This is a genomic window from Planomicrobium sp. CPCC 101079 (assembly GCF_007859275.1).
In the GTDB taxonomy this organism is placed as follows: domain Bacteria; phylum Bacillota; class Bacilli; order Bacillales_A; family Planococcaceae; genus Planococcus.
Window position 1 is genome coordinate 102,541 of sequence record NZ_VOHC01000033.1, and the last position, 17,473, is coordinate 120,013.

The following is a 17,473-nucleotide window of genomic DNA, read 5'->3' on the forward strand; positions in this document are numbered from 1 at the left end:
GAAGTAGAAAAACATGTTGCTAAAGACAAAATTAAATTCACAGTTTGATTCGGTAGTGACCCATGTCCGGGATACATCGAAATTGGTGGATTGTTCAGGGGCCGCGGTAGTCATCATCCAAAACGATGCCATTATTGTGGAAGAGTATTGGGGGAAACAGACCAAGGCAGATGGTGCGAGTCCGGTCCAAGAAGATACTCAGTTTCATGTTGCCTCCGTCCGAAAAAGTTATATCGGCTTCGCGATGGCGTATGCTGTAGAGAAAGGCGATATAAATTCAGTTGATGACCTGGTGTCCAGTTACCTTCCGGAATTGGATGTCAATGTATTAGCCCATACCACATTGCGCCATTTATTAACGCATACACATGGACTTACGAACAAAGAAGGGGAACTCGAAAGAGAATTTCCACCGGGACAGAGTTGGGCCTATCGTGGAATAGGGATTGATATGCTGACACAGATTGTGAAGAAAACGACTGGCAAAACGGTGGCTGCAATTCTAGAAGAACAGGTATTCATCCCCTTGAAGTTTAAGGAGACAGGCTGGTATGGCGAATCAAATGAGAAACTTGTGGAAGTCATCAGAAAACCACTGGATCGAAGTTGGTACACAAGTGAAAGTACCGATGGGGATAAGATGAATATGTACGTATCGGCTAGAGAATTGGCCCAGTGGGGATTGTTTCACCTCAAACAAGGAAAGATGGAAGGAAAACAAGTGGTTTCAAGTGATGTTTTAAGTTTAGCGACAAGCTTGCAAAGCCCCGATACCATTAATCCGGATCTGCCGCAAAACGGATTTTTATGGTTTGTGAAGGATTTGCCAGCGAGGAAGTCCGAGATTGGGGAACAAGTTCCGCGAGGTTCATATCAAATTCTCGGCTATACAGGTGTCACATTGCTCGTAATCCCTCAACATAATATCGTTGCAGTCCGTGCCTTCAATAGTTTTGGTTCTCCGGAAGGGTTCGATTATTTATCGGATGTCCGAGCATTTGGAGATTATATTATGCAATGCTTATAGTTCGTTCGTGTTTATTTCAGATTTGTAGTTTACACATTATGGCTTATCGAAATCGAAAGGGAAGACAAGATGCTCAACTATAAGCATTTGGTTTTCCTTTTTATATAAGTGTATTTAAAAATTATTTGATAGCATGGAACATCCTCTGAAAATTGATTAGGATGTTATTACTTCAACTATATATGCCATAACTCAAAAGATGTTTATAAAACTTTTATCTAAATTAATTTTATCTGAATAACAAATGATTGCTCGATAAGGAGAAGGGGTTAGTATTAGGTTTCTTCTCTTTTCTTGTTTAAGATATTCTCTTTATACGATAAATGATAGTTACGAAATAATATTTGTCCATAGTCGTCATTAGATAGCTAGCTTAGCAAATATGATAATGTACTTTTATTTTCTAATTAATTATATAATTAATAAATAACAAGCGAGAAAGGTGAAGCCATGAATTATGAACCTGAGAGAATTTATAAAGAGAATTTAAAAATGTATACACATCTTATAAAAATTAGAGATAAGTTATGGATTGAAGATTCTAAGAGTAGAGTTTCAGTAATGATCGGCTCAGGTTTTAGTAAAAATGCAACTAAAATAGAACCGTCGTTTGAAGGAATGTCCCTATGGGATGATTTAAAAAGAAAATTAGTAGAAGATTTAATGCATCACGAAAATATTGAAAATAAAGATGTTTTAAAAATAGCACAAATTTATTCGGATGAATATGGAAGATCAAGTCTCGATGAATTACTAAAATCTTCAATTCCTGATAATAACTTTGAGCCGGATACTCTCCATTTTAAATTACTAAATCTGCCCTGGACAGACATTTATACAACTAATTATGATACTTTGCTAGAACGTGCAAAAAGAAGTGTTTATGAAAAAAGTTACCAAGTTATATATGATGTGAATGATATTCCAAGTTCAGTACAACCTAGAATTGTTAAATTGCATGGTAGTTTCCCTGCAAATAGACCGTTTATTTTCACAAAGAGCGATTATGATAATTACCCTGAGAATTTTAGTCCATTTGTAAACATGGTTCAACAATCAATTATGGAAACTACATTCGTATTAATAGGTTTTTCTGGAGATGACCCTAACTTTATAAAATGGACTTCTTGGGTAAAGAGTAATCTGAAAGAACATATGCCTAAAATATATATGATTGGTTATGATCAAGAGTCTCGTCGTGATGACCTGGAGGAAAAAGGAATAACATTAATTGATTTCAAAGAAATATACAAAGGATATTCTCAACCATTTACCACAATGTTTAATGATCTATTTGAATTTTTGTCCTATAAAAATAAAGTAGAAAAAATGAAATGGCCTCATAAAAATAATATTAAAGTCATCGAAGATACTTATGATTATAATCGCAATATGTATCCAGGGTGGGCTGTTTTACCAGACGAAATAAGAAGATATAATTCTGAAGGATTTTGGAGAAATTCTGAGGGTTTTATTACTGAGATAAAAGTGGAAGAAATTAATAAAGATATTTTAAAGAAAATAAACGAGGTAATTTGGTATCTTGATAGACTCTATATTAATTTAAGTTATGACTTTTTTGAAAAGCTTAGAAAAATAGTAGAAGTTTATAACGGTGAAAAATTAGATTTAAAATTAATTCTGTTGAGGTTAATAAAAGAAGCTAGATTAGATTTTGATCAAGAAAGCTTTCAACGGTATTTAGAATTGGTTAAACCTCTGGAATTAAATGATGAGGAAAATCACGCTTTAACTTATGAGAAAATCTTATTTAACTTAGATTTAAATAAAGTTAATATTGTATTAACAACTCTCGAAAACTGGAAGATTGGATCGAAAGAATTAGAATGGGGAATTAAGAAAGCGTGTATTTATACTCGAGTAAATGAGGTTGAGAAAGCTGAGCCTTTGTTTAAGGACTATCTACAGACTATTAGAAGTCTTTTGGCTATAAAGATGGATGATTATCGCTTACTTTCTTTAGAAAGTATAATACTTCATCATTTAAGAGGATCTTATGGAAAAGATAGACTGCGTAATCTTAGTACTAAGTATTGTGATTCGGGCAAAGAATTCAAAAGTCTCTTAAGATCGATTAAAGAATATCGTCCAAAATATGGTACAAAAACAACTCCAGTTTTTGATCCTGGAAGAGAGACCGTTACCACAAATTTTGGAAGTGGTTTTGTAGCAGAATTAGCTGAATCATATGCATTAGTTCAAATTAAAGAAGAGTTTAATTTTCAGGTAGCAGATAAAAACCAATATGAATTGGCATTAAAAAATATAGATTCAATTTATCCCCAATATTCTTTAGCCAAGAGAATACTTAAAGCGAATAAGAAAGAAATAGAAAATTTATTTACACGAGAATATGTTTATAGCATGGATGAAAAAGACAAAAACGTTTTGATTAATATACTTGAAAATACTTTAACTAAAGACCGGTTATCAAACATCGAAAATGCAAATGCAATTGAAATTCTTTCGAGAATATATATGATTATGGATGCTGAAATACAAAATAATATCGATTTTAAAATTCTCTCCTTTATTGAAAGGATAGAATTAGATAAATTATTTGAAATACAAGCTTTAAAGAATGCTGTTAGACGTATTTTTTATGCCAAACATCCAGACAAAGCGAAGGAATTTGTAGAGAAGTTAATTGAATTAGATATAAGAAGTCAGAAATATGACGATAAAAGTGTTTACATTAGCTATTTTTTTGAGCCAGTACTAGAAATATTTAGCCAAGGTGCGAAGGTAGAAGGGATGAAAATTTCTCCTACTCAACCAGAAAGACTTTTAGAGATTATTAAAAATAATAATGATTATTCAATCAAAGAAAGCGCATTTTTAAGATTAGCGTTTTTATCTATGTCTGGAAGTCTTGATGAACATCACCGCGAGAGTTTCAAGCAGGCGATGTACAATATGGAAACTGATAAGAGATCTGGAATTAGTGACTTTTTAATTGTTGATAGCTTTGATAATATTGCAAATGGAAAAAATGAAATACAGCTGGAAGCTCTAGACGACTTTATTGTAAAAGATATACCCATCTTTTATAAAGAAAATTCAATGTCTGATGGAACTAGTGTTTTTGATTATTTTCAGATGACAAAAATGTATTTCAAAAGTATAACAGAGTCAGATGATACTAATAAACCGGACAAGAAATACTATCAGCAGTGGTTTGATAAATTTTATCCATGGTGGGAAAGTCAAAAGCCTGGATTTTTTCAACAAAAAAACAGGATTTTTGGATCTTTAGTGCGTACAGAAGAAATGCTTTTGCAAATAATAGTAGTGTTAAAAAACAATATATGGGGTGCTATACCTCTAGGCTACTTACGAGAAGAAGATAAATATAAAATATCGGCAATATTCAATGATATCTTAAATGGTAAATCTGAAATGGCGCAGCTCCTAATACCTTCCTTGATAAGGATAGGAGTTGGACGAGCTTATAATTTGAAATATATTCTTGAAAACCTTTCAGATAAAAATGAAGAAAAAAGTAAATTCTCGATAACCTCACTTTATGATTACACGATCTTCATAAGTAAAAATGAATTAGATGAAGATTTTAATTTAATTAAAAATGAGCTTTTTCAAATATTAAAATACGGTCATGGTGAAAGTTTAAATGAGGCAATACACGTATTTACTAAAATAGTGGAAATGGATTCTGATTTAGTCGATGATAGTCTTATTTCTTCAATAATCGATTACTTGAACAAATATTTAGTAGCATTGAAAGAAGATGAGACACTTATTAGAACTTATCATGATTTTAAATTGCTAGGAAATTATGCAAGACTAGTAGCTATTCTAATTAAATACAAATCAGATTATGTTGGTAAGCATTTCGACGAGTGGAAAAACTTTATCTTAAACCATAAGTTGCCTGAAGTTAGGTCAGCTATAATGCATTTTGAATAAAAATAGTATGAACTTTGATATTGCCTTGGAATTTAATAGAAGTATTTTAATTTAACTTCTTTCTTCCGTTCTTAACCATGATTTTCCTCCTTAAAAATATCTATATGCAAAATACTTAACTTATTAAAATGGTCAATTTTACTGAAGAAGAAATGTTGATTTTATAAACTTTCATTTACAAGAAAATAAAGTTTTCGTAGTTCGACATTATGTACAAGGAGGAATCATTCTTTGAAATTATCTAGGGGGGTGGAATAGAAGAGGAGGAAAATCCTAAACAGACTTGTATCAGAGGAGTAAAAGAGAAATTGGGTATGATGTAATCATAAAGAAACTACTATCTAAAAAATCACATAAATACTCTTACACTGCTACAATCGTTGATGGTAAACTTTAACTCAATTCTGTAAATGAAGTTACCAGTGATATTATTGAAATTGTATATATTGCAATCGATGATATAGAGAAGTTCAATCACTTTACTACACCTCTATTAAAACTATTAAATGATTAGAAATAGAATTTAGAAAGGTGAATGAAATGGAAAGAGGAATCGAAAAGTTTAAAAGACTTAATGATAAACAGGAAACAAGACGTCTTGTCGAATTAGGGAATAAACAGTTATCCGATATGAAAACAAACTTAGCGGGGGCAAAAGAAGAAGGATACAAAATAGGCATAGAAAGAGCCATTAAAAATATGTTGAAAAATAAACCAGATATGCCAGTGGAAAGTATTGCAGAATTACTGGAAGTTGATATTAGCCAAGTGGAAAGATTAAAAAATGAACGAACGAATTTAAAAGAAAACTAAAGGTATTAAGAGAATTCCAGATAGAAACGTCTCTAGACCTATAGTTTTCCACTATTCTATATACAATTATTTCATTAAAAAATGATTCGAGTTTCTTTTAAAATAATATAGAACAATTAAACTCTTATTATTATAGAAGGAACACTTTCAATTGAAATACTAAAATGCAGTTAATGTGATTAAGTTTAAGCACCTCTTTGAACAGATAGTTCTTATCTCCGTAAGCAATTTTTATAAACCTAGTCAAAACCGTGGTCAGTGTTTTAAAATGGTACCCAAAAACCCTTGAAAACACTGGTATAACTGTACTTTTAACGGGAGCGGGTTCGACTCCCGCCGTCTCCATAGTGAGATAACTGCTAAATGCAGTGGTATCAAGGTTTTAATGAGTTAGGGATATTGTACGGGAGTTGAACTCTTGTATGATATCCCTATTTTCATCCCTACATATTTTAGCGAGTTTATTTCATAGACCTTCTAATTCAAACAATGAATTGGGAGGTTTTTGTGTATTTAAAAGTAGAAAGCACGGAATTTTGCAGTAAGTGGGCACGGTTTAAGATTAATACTTATTTGAAGTCAATACTTTGTCATACTGATAACTGCAAGCAATGGACTAACTCAATAATATAACTGCCGAATCAAATTATATGTGCAGTTTTGTACTAACATGACTACTGAAGAGAACTGGGAATTTACCAAAATTTAAATTATATAGTAACATTTCCAATAAAATTGTATAATCAAAGGGTGACATTAACGAATTTTAAATGAATATGGCTCAATTATTATTAGCAGTATAAACTATTGTAAGGGTTATACTTTGATTGTAAGAAATTTCTCAACCTATAAGGTAATAACTACAATAACTACAAACAACATGTAATAACGAATTATTGGAATTAGTTTTTGGATAATCTTAATTAAACAGGTATCTTGCGGAAGTTAATGTTAAATGGGTAAGGGTTTTTAAAGTGTTGCACTTTTATACACATAAACCATTCAAAATGGAAGTACAGCTTTATAATTCTAAAATGTAGTAGAAATAAATTGTATGTTAGGATTATATAATTTTTAATTAAATTTTCAGTAGTGGAAATAAGGAGGATAAAAATGTTTAATGTATCAGCTACTAGATTAACTTTATATGCATTTATTACAGCTATAGAAACAGATATAAGAGAATTTATTAGAGAAAACACAAGTGGTCAAAATAAAGATATTTTATTTGATCAAAATCTTATAGAAAAATTGAAGAGTAGAGCTAAAAGACATGATAATTTTGAAGAGAATTTAAATAATTTAATAGAATATCTTGATTTTGGAGATTGTATAAGTATTTTAAATAAATTTAAACCAATTTTTCCAAAATCATTCATTAAAATACTTGAAAAATATTCAGCTGAATTAGAGAAGATAGTACCTATAAGAAATCGTGTGATGCATTCCAGACCTTTAGAATATAGTGATTTTCCAATAGTATCTGATTTTATGGATCAACTTAAAAATGATTTAATTAATTGGGTTAGCACTATTGATATTAAAAATAAGATTGCCAAAGATCCATCTACAATTTTTGGAATTAAAATTCCAGAATTCATTGATGTAACTGATGACAAAATTTTAAACAATTTGCCTGCTGCTGAATTTGATGATACAGGGTTTATTGGCAGGGAAAATGATTTGAATATGATTAAGAAGAAAATATTGGGTAATTACCCTGTTATTTCGATTATTGGTGATGGTGGAATTGGTAAAACTGCTTTAACATTGAAATGTTTATATGATATTATAGACGATGCAAATCAACCTTTTGATGCTATCATTTGGATTTCTTTAAAAACAAAAACCTTAAATAACGGTGAGTTTGTTAATATAAAAAATACAATTTCTAGCACTTTGGAATTGTATCAAGAAATTAAAAATGTATTAATTGGAAAGAGTATTACTATCAATGATAGTGATAAAATTGTAGAAGAAATTCTTGAATATATGAAAGAATTTAGAACATTATTAGTTTTAGATAATTTGGAAAGTATTAATTCAGAATTGTTACGGGAATTTTTATTTAATATACCATCTGGATCAAAAATATTAACTACTTCACGGATAGGTATTGGGGAATTTGAAGCTAGACATGTATTAGAAGGGTTAAATAAAAAAGAAAGAATCTTCTATATGAGAAGGTTAGCCCAAAATCATAAATTATATGACATTTTAAAGATGCAAGATGTACAATTGAATTCAATTTGTGAAAAATTACATTCTAATCCATTAGCAATAAAATGGCTAATTGCTAATTTAATGAAGGGAGCTCCAATTGAATCTATTCTTACAAATACAGAAAATTTAACATTTTACTGTATGTCTAATGTTTATGATAAATTATCGAAAAATGCAAAAATAGTGCTTGATACCTTATTAATTTATAATAAGGATTGTAGTGATGCTGAATTAGCTTATCTTTTAGAACTTGATTCTATTTTACATAGAAAAGCATTGAATGAATTAATGGCAACTAATATGATTCGAATGAGAACCATTGTCACTAATAATGAAAGGAAAAGCTTATTCTCAATTACAGATTTTGCTAAAGAGTATCTTTATCAACACTGTAGACCTTCAAATGATGCATTTAAAATAGTAAAAAAGAGAATTAAGGATTTAAAGCTACTGGGACAAAATTTATCAATTGATGTTGAAATAAATCCATTTAATCCTAAATCCATAACTTATAAAGCAAATACAGATCAAATTATTGCTGCTTATAATCTTAAACAAGCATTAGGTTATTCTGCAAAGCAGGAATATGAAAAGGCATTTTCTTTAATAGATCGTTCTAAAGATATTGATCCTAATTATTTTGAAGTTTATAAAATTTCAGCTTTTATCCATGCAAGTCATGGAGATTATTTTAAAGCAGATAATGAATATCAAACAGCTATTCAGTGTAATCCTGATCATGCATCTTTGTTATTTTTATATGCCGGTTTCAAAATGAGATATCTTGAGGATTTTGAGGAAGCACTTGAGTTAACTGTTCAAGCCGAAGAAATTGATACAGAGAACATAGATATTAAGATACAGAAAGCTCGTCTATATATGTTTTTAGGTAAATTTAAAGATTCTGAAGAAATTTTTAATAATCTTAGAGTATTATTAAGAGATATGCAAGGTAAAGAAAAAGTGATAACACTTGATTTATCAGCTGAGAATTTAAGGCGATGGTCAGAAATATTAATTAATGAAAATAGAGAAAATGAAGCTACTGATATTTTAAAAAAGGCTGTAGAAATCTTGGAAGATTATCCTGCTCATGATAGAAAAATGCTGAAAACATTAACGAAAATAATTAAAACTCTTAGTTATATGTGTGAAAACGATAATAATGCTACAAATTTATTGAAAAATATTCTTCAGAAATTCAGTAATGAACTAAGAAATAGTAATAACCATAAAGATGTAAAACAAGCAATCGAGGCCATTTATCCACAATTATCAATTTATAATAGAAAACAGTTCGAACCATTTTTACAAGAAAGTGTAAGAGATTTAGCTAAAAAAGTATTAAATGAAAATCAAGGATATATCGTGAGCAAAGCAAAATCATTTGCATTTATTTCAAACAATAAGTTTGAAAATGGTTTATTTGCTTTTTGGAAAGAATTTGTAGGTGAATTTGTCGACTTAAATATTGGTGATAAAGTGGAGTTTAAAGTAGGAGAAAGTGAGAAAGGGATATGTGCAATACAAGTAGAAAAAATTGAAAAATTTACTACCTAATTAAAAAAGATTTTCTATTAATAAAAACAACTTGTTCTTCCTATTTTTAGGAAAGGTTAGAGAACTATATGGTGTATTCTTAGGAGTTGTTTTTAATAATAGCTATAGTATCTTAAAAATATTAGTATTGCTGTGTTTCTTAAAGACTACTGTTCGACTCCCGCCGTCTCCATAATGAGATATCATAGAGTGTCATTGAACGTCAAAATCCTTGATATACCAAGGGTTTTGGCGTTTTTTGATGTCATGAAGTTTCATAGAATATCAAATAAACCTAGTCAAAAACCTAGTCAATATAGTCAAAGTATAGTCACGAATCGACTTATATCATAAAGTATTATTCAAATTTCTCTATGATTCCGGCCTTCGCTTTTTCGGTAACATGAGTGTAGATATCCATTGTCTTTCGATATAGCCAGTGCCAAATAAAACGCCGGCTACGATGAACAAAAATCCGATCAACTGATCAGCGGTAATGGTTTCATTCAGAAAGAGAGCCGCGAATAGGAGGCCGAAAAAAGGCACGAAGTTATTGAACAAGGCGGTTTGTCCTGCACCGATCTGCTGAATTGCAGCATTGAAAACCATATAGCCTGCCCCTGTAGCCACGATTCCTGACAGGAAAAACAGCACGTAGATAAATAACGGGGCAGAAGCCATTTTGCTGCCCCCGGTTGGCTCAGCTAGAAGGCTGACAATCAATAACCCAATCGATCCGGCCAGGTACATAATCGTTGTGACCTGTTTTGAATCCAGTGTCGCGGTCGCTTTTTTCACGAAGATGAAACTGATGGATTGAGCCAACATAGCACCGAATAAAATCCATTCTCCCAGGGAAAATTGCATGCTGCTGAAAGATCCGCCCTGGATAAAAAAGACGCCAGTTAACGCGAGGATGAAACCCATACTCCGTAATTTTGTTAAATGTTCCCCTAAAAAGAACATGCCTAGTATAGCCGTTGTAAGCGGCACTAAGGCGAGAATCAAAGATGCGCTCGAAGCATCAATCATGGTTAGCCCCGTTGCCATAAACGAGTGGTGCAGGATAACGCCAAACAGCATTCCGAGCAACGTATAGACCCATTCCCGTTTCGATAAACGACGAAGTGATTTTCCAATGATGATAACAAGTAAAGCCGTAATTCCAGCTAACATAATCCGGAATGCCGTCATGGTCTGAACCGGCAATTCCTCGACCAACACTTTGATCAATACAATATTAAGTCCCCAAATCGCCGTGACAGAAAACACCAACCCGTAGGTCAGTAATAATCGTTTTTGATGCATACACACACCTCCTTTGAATCTCCCGACGCAAAATCAGGAGTGGTCCATTCAGTCAGTCAAAGTTCTGTAAGTTTTACAACATTTTTTTATTTTTGAATTCTATAATTCCATAATCGTCGGAATGTGGTCCGCATAAGGAAGGAAGCTATCAGTAATATCTTTGGTTCTGAGCTTCAGATAGCCGGTTGTCGTCCCGTCGCTGCAGCCATACCACTCCTTCGCCACTACTTCCCGGTCAATGACAACCTGCACTTGTTTGTCCATATCCATCAATACGCTGAATACAGTGGCAGCCCCGATTTTGACGCCCAACATACTTTCCATCAGTTCAGCAGGGGCGAAGGACACGCGTGAGATGCCGAGCGCATTGCTGAAGTTCTTGGAGTTGAAAGGCTTCCCGGCATTTGTGATAAATAGATAAAATGCCGTCTTTTTGCTGTTGCAAAGGAAGAGAGTCTTCACCATTTCCATTTCCAGTTTCCGATTGATTTCTACACAGTCTTCCATCGAAATCGCTTCGTCTGTCTCCACTCGTTCATATGCAATCTGTAATTCGTCCAATGATTTATAAGCCTTTTCTTGCAGCGGGGATTTATATTTAGCTGGTGCCGTGGTCACTACATCGCTCACAAAAAACAATGTTTCTTCCCCTTCTTTCTTCAATTTGATTTTTTCCTAGTAATAACATAACATGTGTTCATGCATAACAATAACGAATATTTAGCATGCTATCCATGACAAAAATGGATGAAAGGAGGACGGCCATGAATATCCAAAAATACCTGGTATTTATGAAAGTAGTTGAGTTGGGGAGTTTTACAAAAGCTGCTGAAGCTTTGGACTATACGCAGTCGGGCATCAGCCGAATGATTCAAGATTTAGAAACGGAATGGAGGGTCTCACTTTTTGAAAGAAGCCGTACCGGTATCAGTTTGACTTCAGATGGAATGAAGCTGCTTCCACAGGTAAAGCGGATTTGTAACGAACACGAAATGTTGTTGGCGCAAATAGATGATCTACATCATATGCAGACCGGAATGATTCGTGTTGGGACTTTCTCCAGCGTAGCAAGCCATTGGTTGCCGAACATGATTCGGGCTTTCAAGAAGGACTTCCCAAAAATCGAATTTGAATTTTTACTTGGGGACTATACGGAAATCGAAAGCTGGATTCTAACTGGACGTGTTGATTTCGGATTTGTCCGGCTGCCGGTAAAAACAGAACTTGAAACTATTTTTTTGGAGAAGGACCGGTTGTTGGCCGTGATTCCGGAAGATCATCCGCTTGCTTCTGCTGAAAAGTTTCCGTTGCAGGATCTGCAAAATAGTCCATTTATGTTACTGGAAAAAGGAGCCAAGGCAGAAGTGGCTGAAATTTTTGAGAAGCACCGAATCGTACCCCAGATTAATTTTACAACGTGGGATGACTACGCCATCCTGTCCATGGTGGAAAATGGGCTTGGGATCAGCATTTTGCCGGAATTGATTTTGCGGCGTATCCCGCACAAAATCAAAGCAATTGAGCTTGAAGTTCCTGCTTATCGAAATATCGGCATTGCCATGAGAGAACAAAAGTCCCTTTCCTTGGCCTGCAAACGATTTTTAGACTATTTATCTTACCGGAATGAAGAAGGGTAATGAATTGCAGTAAAAGTGATTGATGAGAGTTTGTTATCAGTTTATATATGAAGGATTATAAGAAGTTGCTTAAATGCGGTAGGCTAGAAGAGGTTGTTCATAATATACGAGCCTTCCTTGGCCCTTTCTTTTCATTTGTAGAAGCTTTTTTGAGGTTTAGAGACTTTAAAATTCGAAAAAGATTTGGTACTATTTTTTATAGAGTATCAAACCAATAGAGTTGATGCTTCCTCTAGGATTGGATTGAATTGAATGGTTTTAGAGAGAAGGAATGGAGTCCGGAACAATGAAACCTAAGCCGTTGTACAGTGGCAGTATAAGGGAACGATTCAATTGTGTGGCCTTCAGATTTACAGCACTCTGCCGATCAAGGCAGAGGGCTTTTTTTATTTGTCTTCTGCAAGCTAATGTTGATTACCCCCTCAAGGGCATCACCGGTCAAACTGTTGCTTCATCCCGACCCCTCATTGTTGAAGTTGCCTGAAGACCAGCCTTTCCGGCGCTTCTCCTTTCTATTTGTCTTTCCTTCCTCTATACTGACCATACAACTAAAAATCCCCAAAAGGAGTCTGAGAGATGACAAACGGCAAAACGGTCCAAACGGAGATTGAAGACTTCATCTCTTCTTTCCTGTCCCAGCAATTTGGCGAGCGTCCCCAATCTGTGCGTGTAGCCATTCGAAACCCTTTTATTGCCATCCAGCTTAGCGGCTTTTTACTTGCCAGTGAAAAAATGCTGTTGAAAAGACAGAAAGCGAAACAGGTGGGCGAAACAAGGGATCTCTTGCTGAACGCCGCCAAGCCTGAATTGTTCCGTGGGTTGACGAAAATCATAAAAAATGACGTCAAGGAAGTTTATGCCGATTGGAATTTTGAGCAAGAAAGCGGAATGCTGATTGGCGTGCTGGATGCGGAAGCAGATCCCGCGTCTTTCAACTTTCCAGAAGGTATAGATAAAGAATCTTTGCACGAAAAGGTCATTAGCATCAGTCAAAAAACGCAAAAAGTCCCCGATACCATCGAGAGCTATTGGCTTAATGACACGACGGTACTCATTGAACGGACCGGCATCATGGTGGATATCGAAAAAGAATTGATCAAAAACGGAGCGATTGAAGAACTGCGGTTGGCCAAGCGGCCGCTCGAACACCGCGTCATGGAATTTTTGAAGCTGGAACCTGTGCTGAAACAGGAAATCAGCGAATTGTTTGTCGACTGGAACTTCGAGGAGGACAAGTCGTATATGGTGTTCATTCTGGAAGCAAAACCGGACTAGGCAGTGCAAGAACTTCTCTTCCGATAGGACGAAAAAATTATGGAAGGACGTTAGGGATGTCAACAGAAAAAACGATTCAGACAGAGATCGGCAGCTATATTTCCACCGTGCTGCGGCAGCATTTTGGCAAAGGGCCAACCTCTGTGTACGTTACCCTCAACCGGCCGTTCATCACGGTCCATTTCCGGGGATTTTTATTGCCGATGGAAGCGAATCTACTAAAGCAAAACGAAACAAAACGGGTATTGGAAACAAGGGACCTCATGATGGAGGATTTGAAACCGGCAATTATTCAAGGACTTAAGAGAGTGGCGGCACTTGAGGTGAAGGAACTGTATGCCGACTGGAACCTCGAAAAGAAAACGGGAATGATCATCGCCGTGCTGGATGAGGAACTGGATGAAAACGTCTTAAAATGGCCAGACGGTCTGGATGAAAAGGCTTTTCGGGAACAGCTCGAGCAGGCAAGCAACAAAGCAGAAAAAATACCTGGCCGCACCGAAACGTACTGGCTAAGCGACCGGACGGTATTGGTCCGGCGTTCTGAGATTCTGATCCGGATTGAAAAAGCATTGATCCGCAATGGCTTTACGGAAGAACTGAAAATCGCCAAACGGCCATTGGAGCATGAAGTTCTGCAGGAGGTTCAGCTTGAGGCTGCCTTAAACCGCAGGATCAGCGAGACGTTCCTGGATTGGAACTTCGATACGGATGTGAGTTATATCGTATTTCTTTTGGAACCCAATCACCCCTAAAGGAAATCACCTGGACCGAACGTGAACAATCAGTTAAACTGTCCACTCAACACGCCGGCTTTTTTATAGAGGTCATTATATAATCGCTAAAAATAGCTTTGTCTTCTGGGAGTTGTCGAGATTGAAGGTCAACTTTATTGCAGATACACGATTGATAAAAAAGAATGAAAAAAAAGTCCCTCATACAGATTGCCGGTTTAGATAGATAGCGAGTATAGCCATTTCCTTTTGATGTAGATGCATTTAATCTACTGAAAGCCTATTTTTCATTTATCAAAATGCGAGTAGAAGTGATATGATACATTGAAATAAATTCATGGCAAGTTCATAACGAGAAGAGGTATGATACATGAAGTTCAAAATGCTTCTCCTTTTATTGATTTCTGCAATTGCCATCTCAGGCTGCGGAACCGATAAAGCGAGTGGATCTACTACTTTATTGAATCAAGATCAACAAGAAGTAACCTTCCCGCAGGAAAAACCGACTCTTTTTTTCTTTATCACGACATACACCTGAAGCCATTGCCAACAGCAACTGGTCCAGTTGCATGAAAATATAGAAGTCTTAAAAGGGTTGGATGTTAATACCTATATCGTTAGCGGCGATACGCCGGAGCAACAGCTTCAATTGTATACAGCATTGAAGGAAAAGTACGGAGAAAGCCTTCCTTTCGTCTCGGATCCGGATCTGAAAATTATTGACTTGCTCAATATGAAAAACGGAGATGTGGCGTACAGGGGATATGGAATGTTAGATACCGATGGCACCGTCGTATTCAATGAAGCCAACGACCTGTGGGGAGAGGAATTGCCTCAAACGATGGAAAAAATTAATGAGGAATACAATAAACTTTCTGGAAAATAACAGGAAAAACCAAAACTGCAGTTTCCTGCAGTTTTTTATTTTCTTTCATATGTTTTGATAATAATAATTTTTTATTTATAAAGTTCTAACATACAGGGCAAGGGATTAATAGTTTAACCAATATAAAAAAGCTGAACTTGTCTCATAGGTGAGTGACAGGCAAGTAGGAGCTCAGCTTTTTGGAGAAATTGCTTATGCAGTTTTCTTATTGTTTCGGCCGATGAGCAAGATTCCGCCCGTCAGCGCTATAAGCGTGCCAAGCATTGTGTAAAGAGGGCCATTTGTTGCTGTGGTTGGCATTTCGTCGCCTTCGCCCATTACTTGTCCACGAATTTCCCCGTCAGGATATTGTTCCGTATGGAGGTTTACGTAAATATCTCCTGCCACCATCGCTTCGGTAAATTCATCCCAGCTCATTTCTCCAGTTAAATCTTCTTCCGAAAATGTGCCTGATGCGACTTCGCCGTTATAATCCATCGGCTCATCGTTTTGAAAGATTGGTATTTCTACAGGGCCGTTCACTCCAGGAGGGCCGCTGTGGAAATGTCCAGCTAAAGTGTTCTCCAGGTTCTCGGCATTCACAGTGAATTCAAAAGATGTCCCGTCTTCATTAAACTGAACATGTGCATCTCCTGAAGCATTGCTTTCGACTTCCATTGGTTCTTGATCTGGGGTCAATTCGGCCATGAAAGTTTGTCCTTCATGCTCAGCAAAAACCGATCCAGCAAACCCTGCGACTGCCAACACTGAAGCTACCGGTAAAGCCATGTACTTTTTCATATATCAATCTCCCTCTTGCAAATTTCGCCGGTTGGCGATACCATATTATACAACAAATAATTCTCATAAATGTGAATTTTCTGATAAAATGATTAAAAAATACTGCGCTTAGACCTATTTCTTCCATTAAAAAATTATAAGGTAATGAACTTAGATAGAACCTTAGAAAAGATTTTCGACCGCAGCGTATCGAAAGCTTCAATAGGTGCATGAATTTAATCGGGCTAAGAGAAAAGAAACTTAATTTATTTAGTGATGGGAAGTGAATGGCATTGAGGAGAAAAATCGGGGTGATGCTCATCTTAGTGGGGGTGTTGTTCACAGGTTGGAACGGATACGTCTGGTTTTCTGAAATGTCTTCGGGCAGGGAACCTATCGGCGAAAATGATATTGCAGAAGCTGATGAGGTTGAACGCCTAGAAAGCGTCAGTATTGATGTCTCTGAGCCTGTTGAGGAAGCCTCACCCGCGAAAAACCTGGAAGATCCTCTGGATGAAGAAACCAAACTTTCCTCAAAAAAAGCTAAAAAACCGAAAGAACCCGAACAACCCAAACGGCGGGACTATAAAGAGTACAAAGCGGGAGAAAAAATAGGCTGGCTGCTGATTCCTTCCCTTGATATGAAATACCCTTTGTATTGGGGAACCGACGATGAAACGTTAACCCAAGGAGTCGGTTATCATGCCGGAAACTTCACCACACCTCCGGATGGGCAGCGGCACACAGTGCTATCCGGCCACCGGGACACGGTTTTCCGCGAGCTTGGCGACTTAAAAGAGGGCGATAAAATGTTCGTGCAGTTCGAGGGAGTGCAGTACGAGTATAAAATAAAAAAGACTTGGGTTACAGATGCTGAAGACCGCACTGTCATCGTCGCAAAGGATGAACCGACACTGACACTCACCACCTGTTACCCGTTTACGTTTATTGGCGCGGCACCTGATCGGTATATCATAGAAGCCCCGCTTGTGAACATCACAAAAATGGAATCCTAACATCTTATCTTGTGCATTAAAGCCTGCTTGATCGAGGAGGCTTTTCAGTTTGTTGAGAAGCTTAAGGTTAATTCAGGAGACGAAGAATTCTATTTAATTTGCTAGAGAAACCGGAAATGTTTAATTCAGCTGATAGGGCGTGGCATTATGGCGGATTTGATTCTGGTATATTTCCTTATCATTTTAGTATCACTTAATGTTCTTTTCTTAACGGATGGTTTTAGTCCCTGTCTTGACGGCACTTGCTCCGGTGGTTAATTTAAAATGGGGACATTGCTTGTTCACTTTTATGGCCGGAGTTCGGGCGA

12 protein-coding genes and 1 pseudogene are annotated in these 17,473 nt (G+C 35.8%); 10 read left to right on the forward strand and 3 right to left on the reverse strand.

Annotation, left to right across the window (positions count from 1 at the left end; all coding sequences use genetic code 11):
- The first annotated feature begins 13 nt into the window (after positions 1 to 13).
- The 4 genes from FQV28_RS18700 (at position 14) to FQV28_RS18715 (ending at position 9,571) form a co-directional block, all read left to right on the forward strand.
- A complete protein-coding gene (locus tag FQV28_RS18700) occupies positions 14 to 1,027 on the forward strand; it encodes a serine hydrolase domain-containing protein (RefSeq protein ID WP_146498037.1) in 1,014 nt (337 codons plus the stop codon).
- Positions 1,028 to 1,477: 450 nt separating this feature from the next.
- On the forward strand, positions 1,478 to 4,975 hold the full coding sequence (locus FQV28_RS18705; protein ID WP_146498038.1) for an SIR2 family NAD-dependent protein deacylase: 3,498 nt from the start codon (positions 1,478 to 1,480) through the stop codon (positions 4,973 to 4,975).
- A 540-nt stretch (positions 4,976 to 5,515) separates the two neighbouring features.
- Positions 5,516 to 5,788 carry a hypothetical protein gene (locus FQV28_RS18710; protein WP_146498039.1) on the forward strand — a complete coding sequence of 91 codons (273 nt, stop codon included), beginning with the start codon at positions 5,516 to 5,518 and terminating at the stop codon, positions 5,786 to 5,788.
- A gap of 1,113 nt (positions 5,789 to 6,901) precedes the next feature.
- Positions 6,902 to 9,571: an NB-ARC domain-containing protein gene (locus FQV28_RS18715; protein ID WP_146498040.1), complete on the forward strand. Its 2,670-nt coding sequence runs from the start codon at positions 6,902 to 6,904 to the stop codon at positions 9,569 to 9,571.
- A gap of 351 nt (positions 9,572 to 9,922) precedes the next feature.
- Here FQV28_RS18715 and FQV28_RS18720 read toward each other — a convergent pair whose 3' ends face one another.
- Together FQV28_RS18720 and FQV28_RS18725 are read right to left on the reverse strand one after the other, a co-directional pair.
- Positions 9,923 to 10,858: a DMT family transporter gene (locus FQV28_RS18720; RefSeq protein ID WP_146498041.1), complete on the reverse strand. Its 936-nt coding sequence runs from the start codon at positions 10,856 to 10,858 to the stop codon at positions 9,923 to 9,925.
- Positions 10,859 to 10,957: 99 nt separating this feature from the next.
- The gene (locus FQV28_RS18725; RefSeq protein ID WP_255473009.1) at positions 10,958 to 11,521 is read right to left on the reverse strand and encodes a prolyl-tRNA synthetase associated domain-containing protein; all 564 of its coding nucleotides are present in this window, start codon (positions 11,519 to 11,521) and stop codon (positions 10,958 to 10,960) included.
- A 101-nt stretch (positions 11,522 to 11,622) separates the two neighbouring features.
- Here FQV28_RS18725 and FQV28_RS18730 point away from each other — a divergent pair, with 101 nt between their 5' ends.
- From FQV28_RS18730 to FQV28_RS18745, 5 genes and pseudogenes are all read left to right on the forward strand, one after another.
- Complete coding sequence (locus tag FQV28_RS18730) at positions 11,623 to 12,495, forward strand: LysR family transcriptional regulator (protein WP_146498042.1); 873 nt, start codon at positions 11,623 to 11,625, stop codon at positions 12,493 to 12,495.
- Positions 12,496 to 13,071: 576 nt separating this feature from the next.
- On the forward strand, positions 13,072 to 13,770 hold the full coding sequence (locus FQV28_RS18735; protein WP_146498043.1) for a Na-translocating system protein MpsC family protein: 699 nt from the start codon (positions 13,072 to 13,074) through the stop codon (positions 13,768 to 13,770).
- Between the two features lie 56 nt (positions 13,771 to 13,826).
- Entirely contained in the window at positions 13,827 to 14,525 is a 699-nt protein-coding gene (locus tag FQV28_RS18740) for a Na-translocating system protein MpsC family protein (protein WP_146498044.1), read from the forward strand.
- Positions 14,526 to 14,874: 349 nt separating this feature from the next.
- Positions 14,875 to 15,042: a hypothetical protein gene (locus FQV28_RS19350; RefSeq protein ID WP_186763942.1), complete on the forward strand. Its 168-nt coding sequence runs from the start codon at positions 14,875 to 14,877 to the stop codon at positions 15,040 to 15,042.
- A 15-nt stretch (positions 15,043 to 15,057) separates the two neighbouring features.
- Positions 15,058 to 15,390, forward strand: a pseudogene (locus FQV28_RS18745) (hypothetical protein); the annotation flags it as partial.
- Positions 15,391 to 15,582: 192 nt separating this feature from the next.
- Here FQV28_RS18745 and FQV28_RS18750 read toward each other — a convergent pair.
- On the reverse strand, positions 15,583 to 16,170 hold the full coding sequence (locus FQV28_RS18750) for a CHRD domain-containing protein (RefSeq protein WP_146498046.1): 588 nt from the start codon (positions 16,168 to 16,170) through the stop codon (positions 15,583 to 15,585).
- A 293-nt stretch (positions 16,171 to 16,463) separates the two neighbouring features.
- On the opposite strand from FQV28_RS18750, the gene FQV28_RS18755 reads away from it, so the two are divergent.
- On the forward strand, positions 16,464 to 17,165 hold the full coding sequence (locus FQV28_RS18755; RefSeq protein ID WP_255473012.1) for a class D sortase: 702 nt from the start codon (positions 16,464 to 16,466) through the stop codon (positions 17,163 to 17,165).
- Positions 17,166 to 17,473 lie beyond the last annotated feature (308 nt).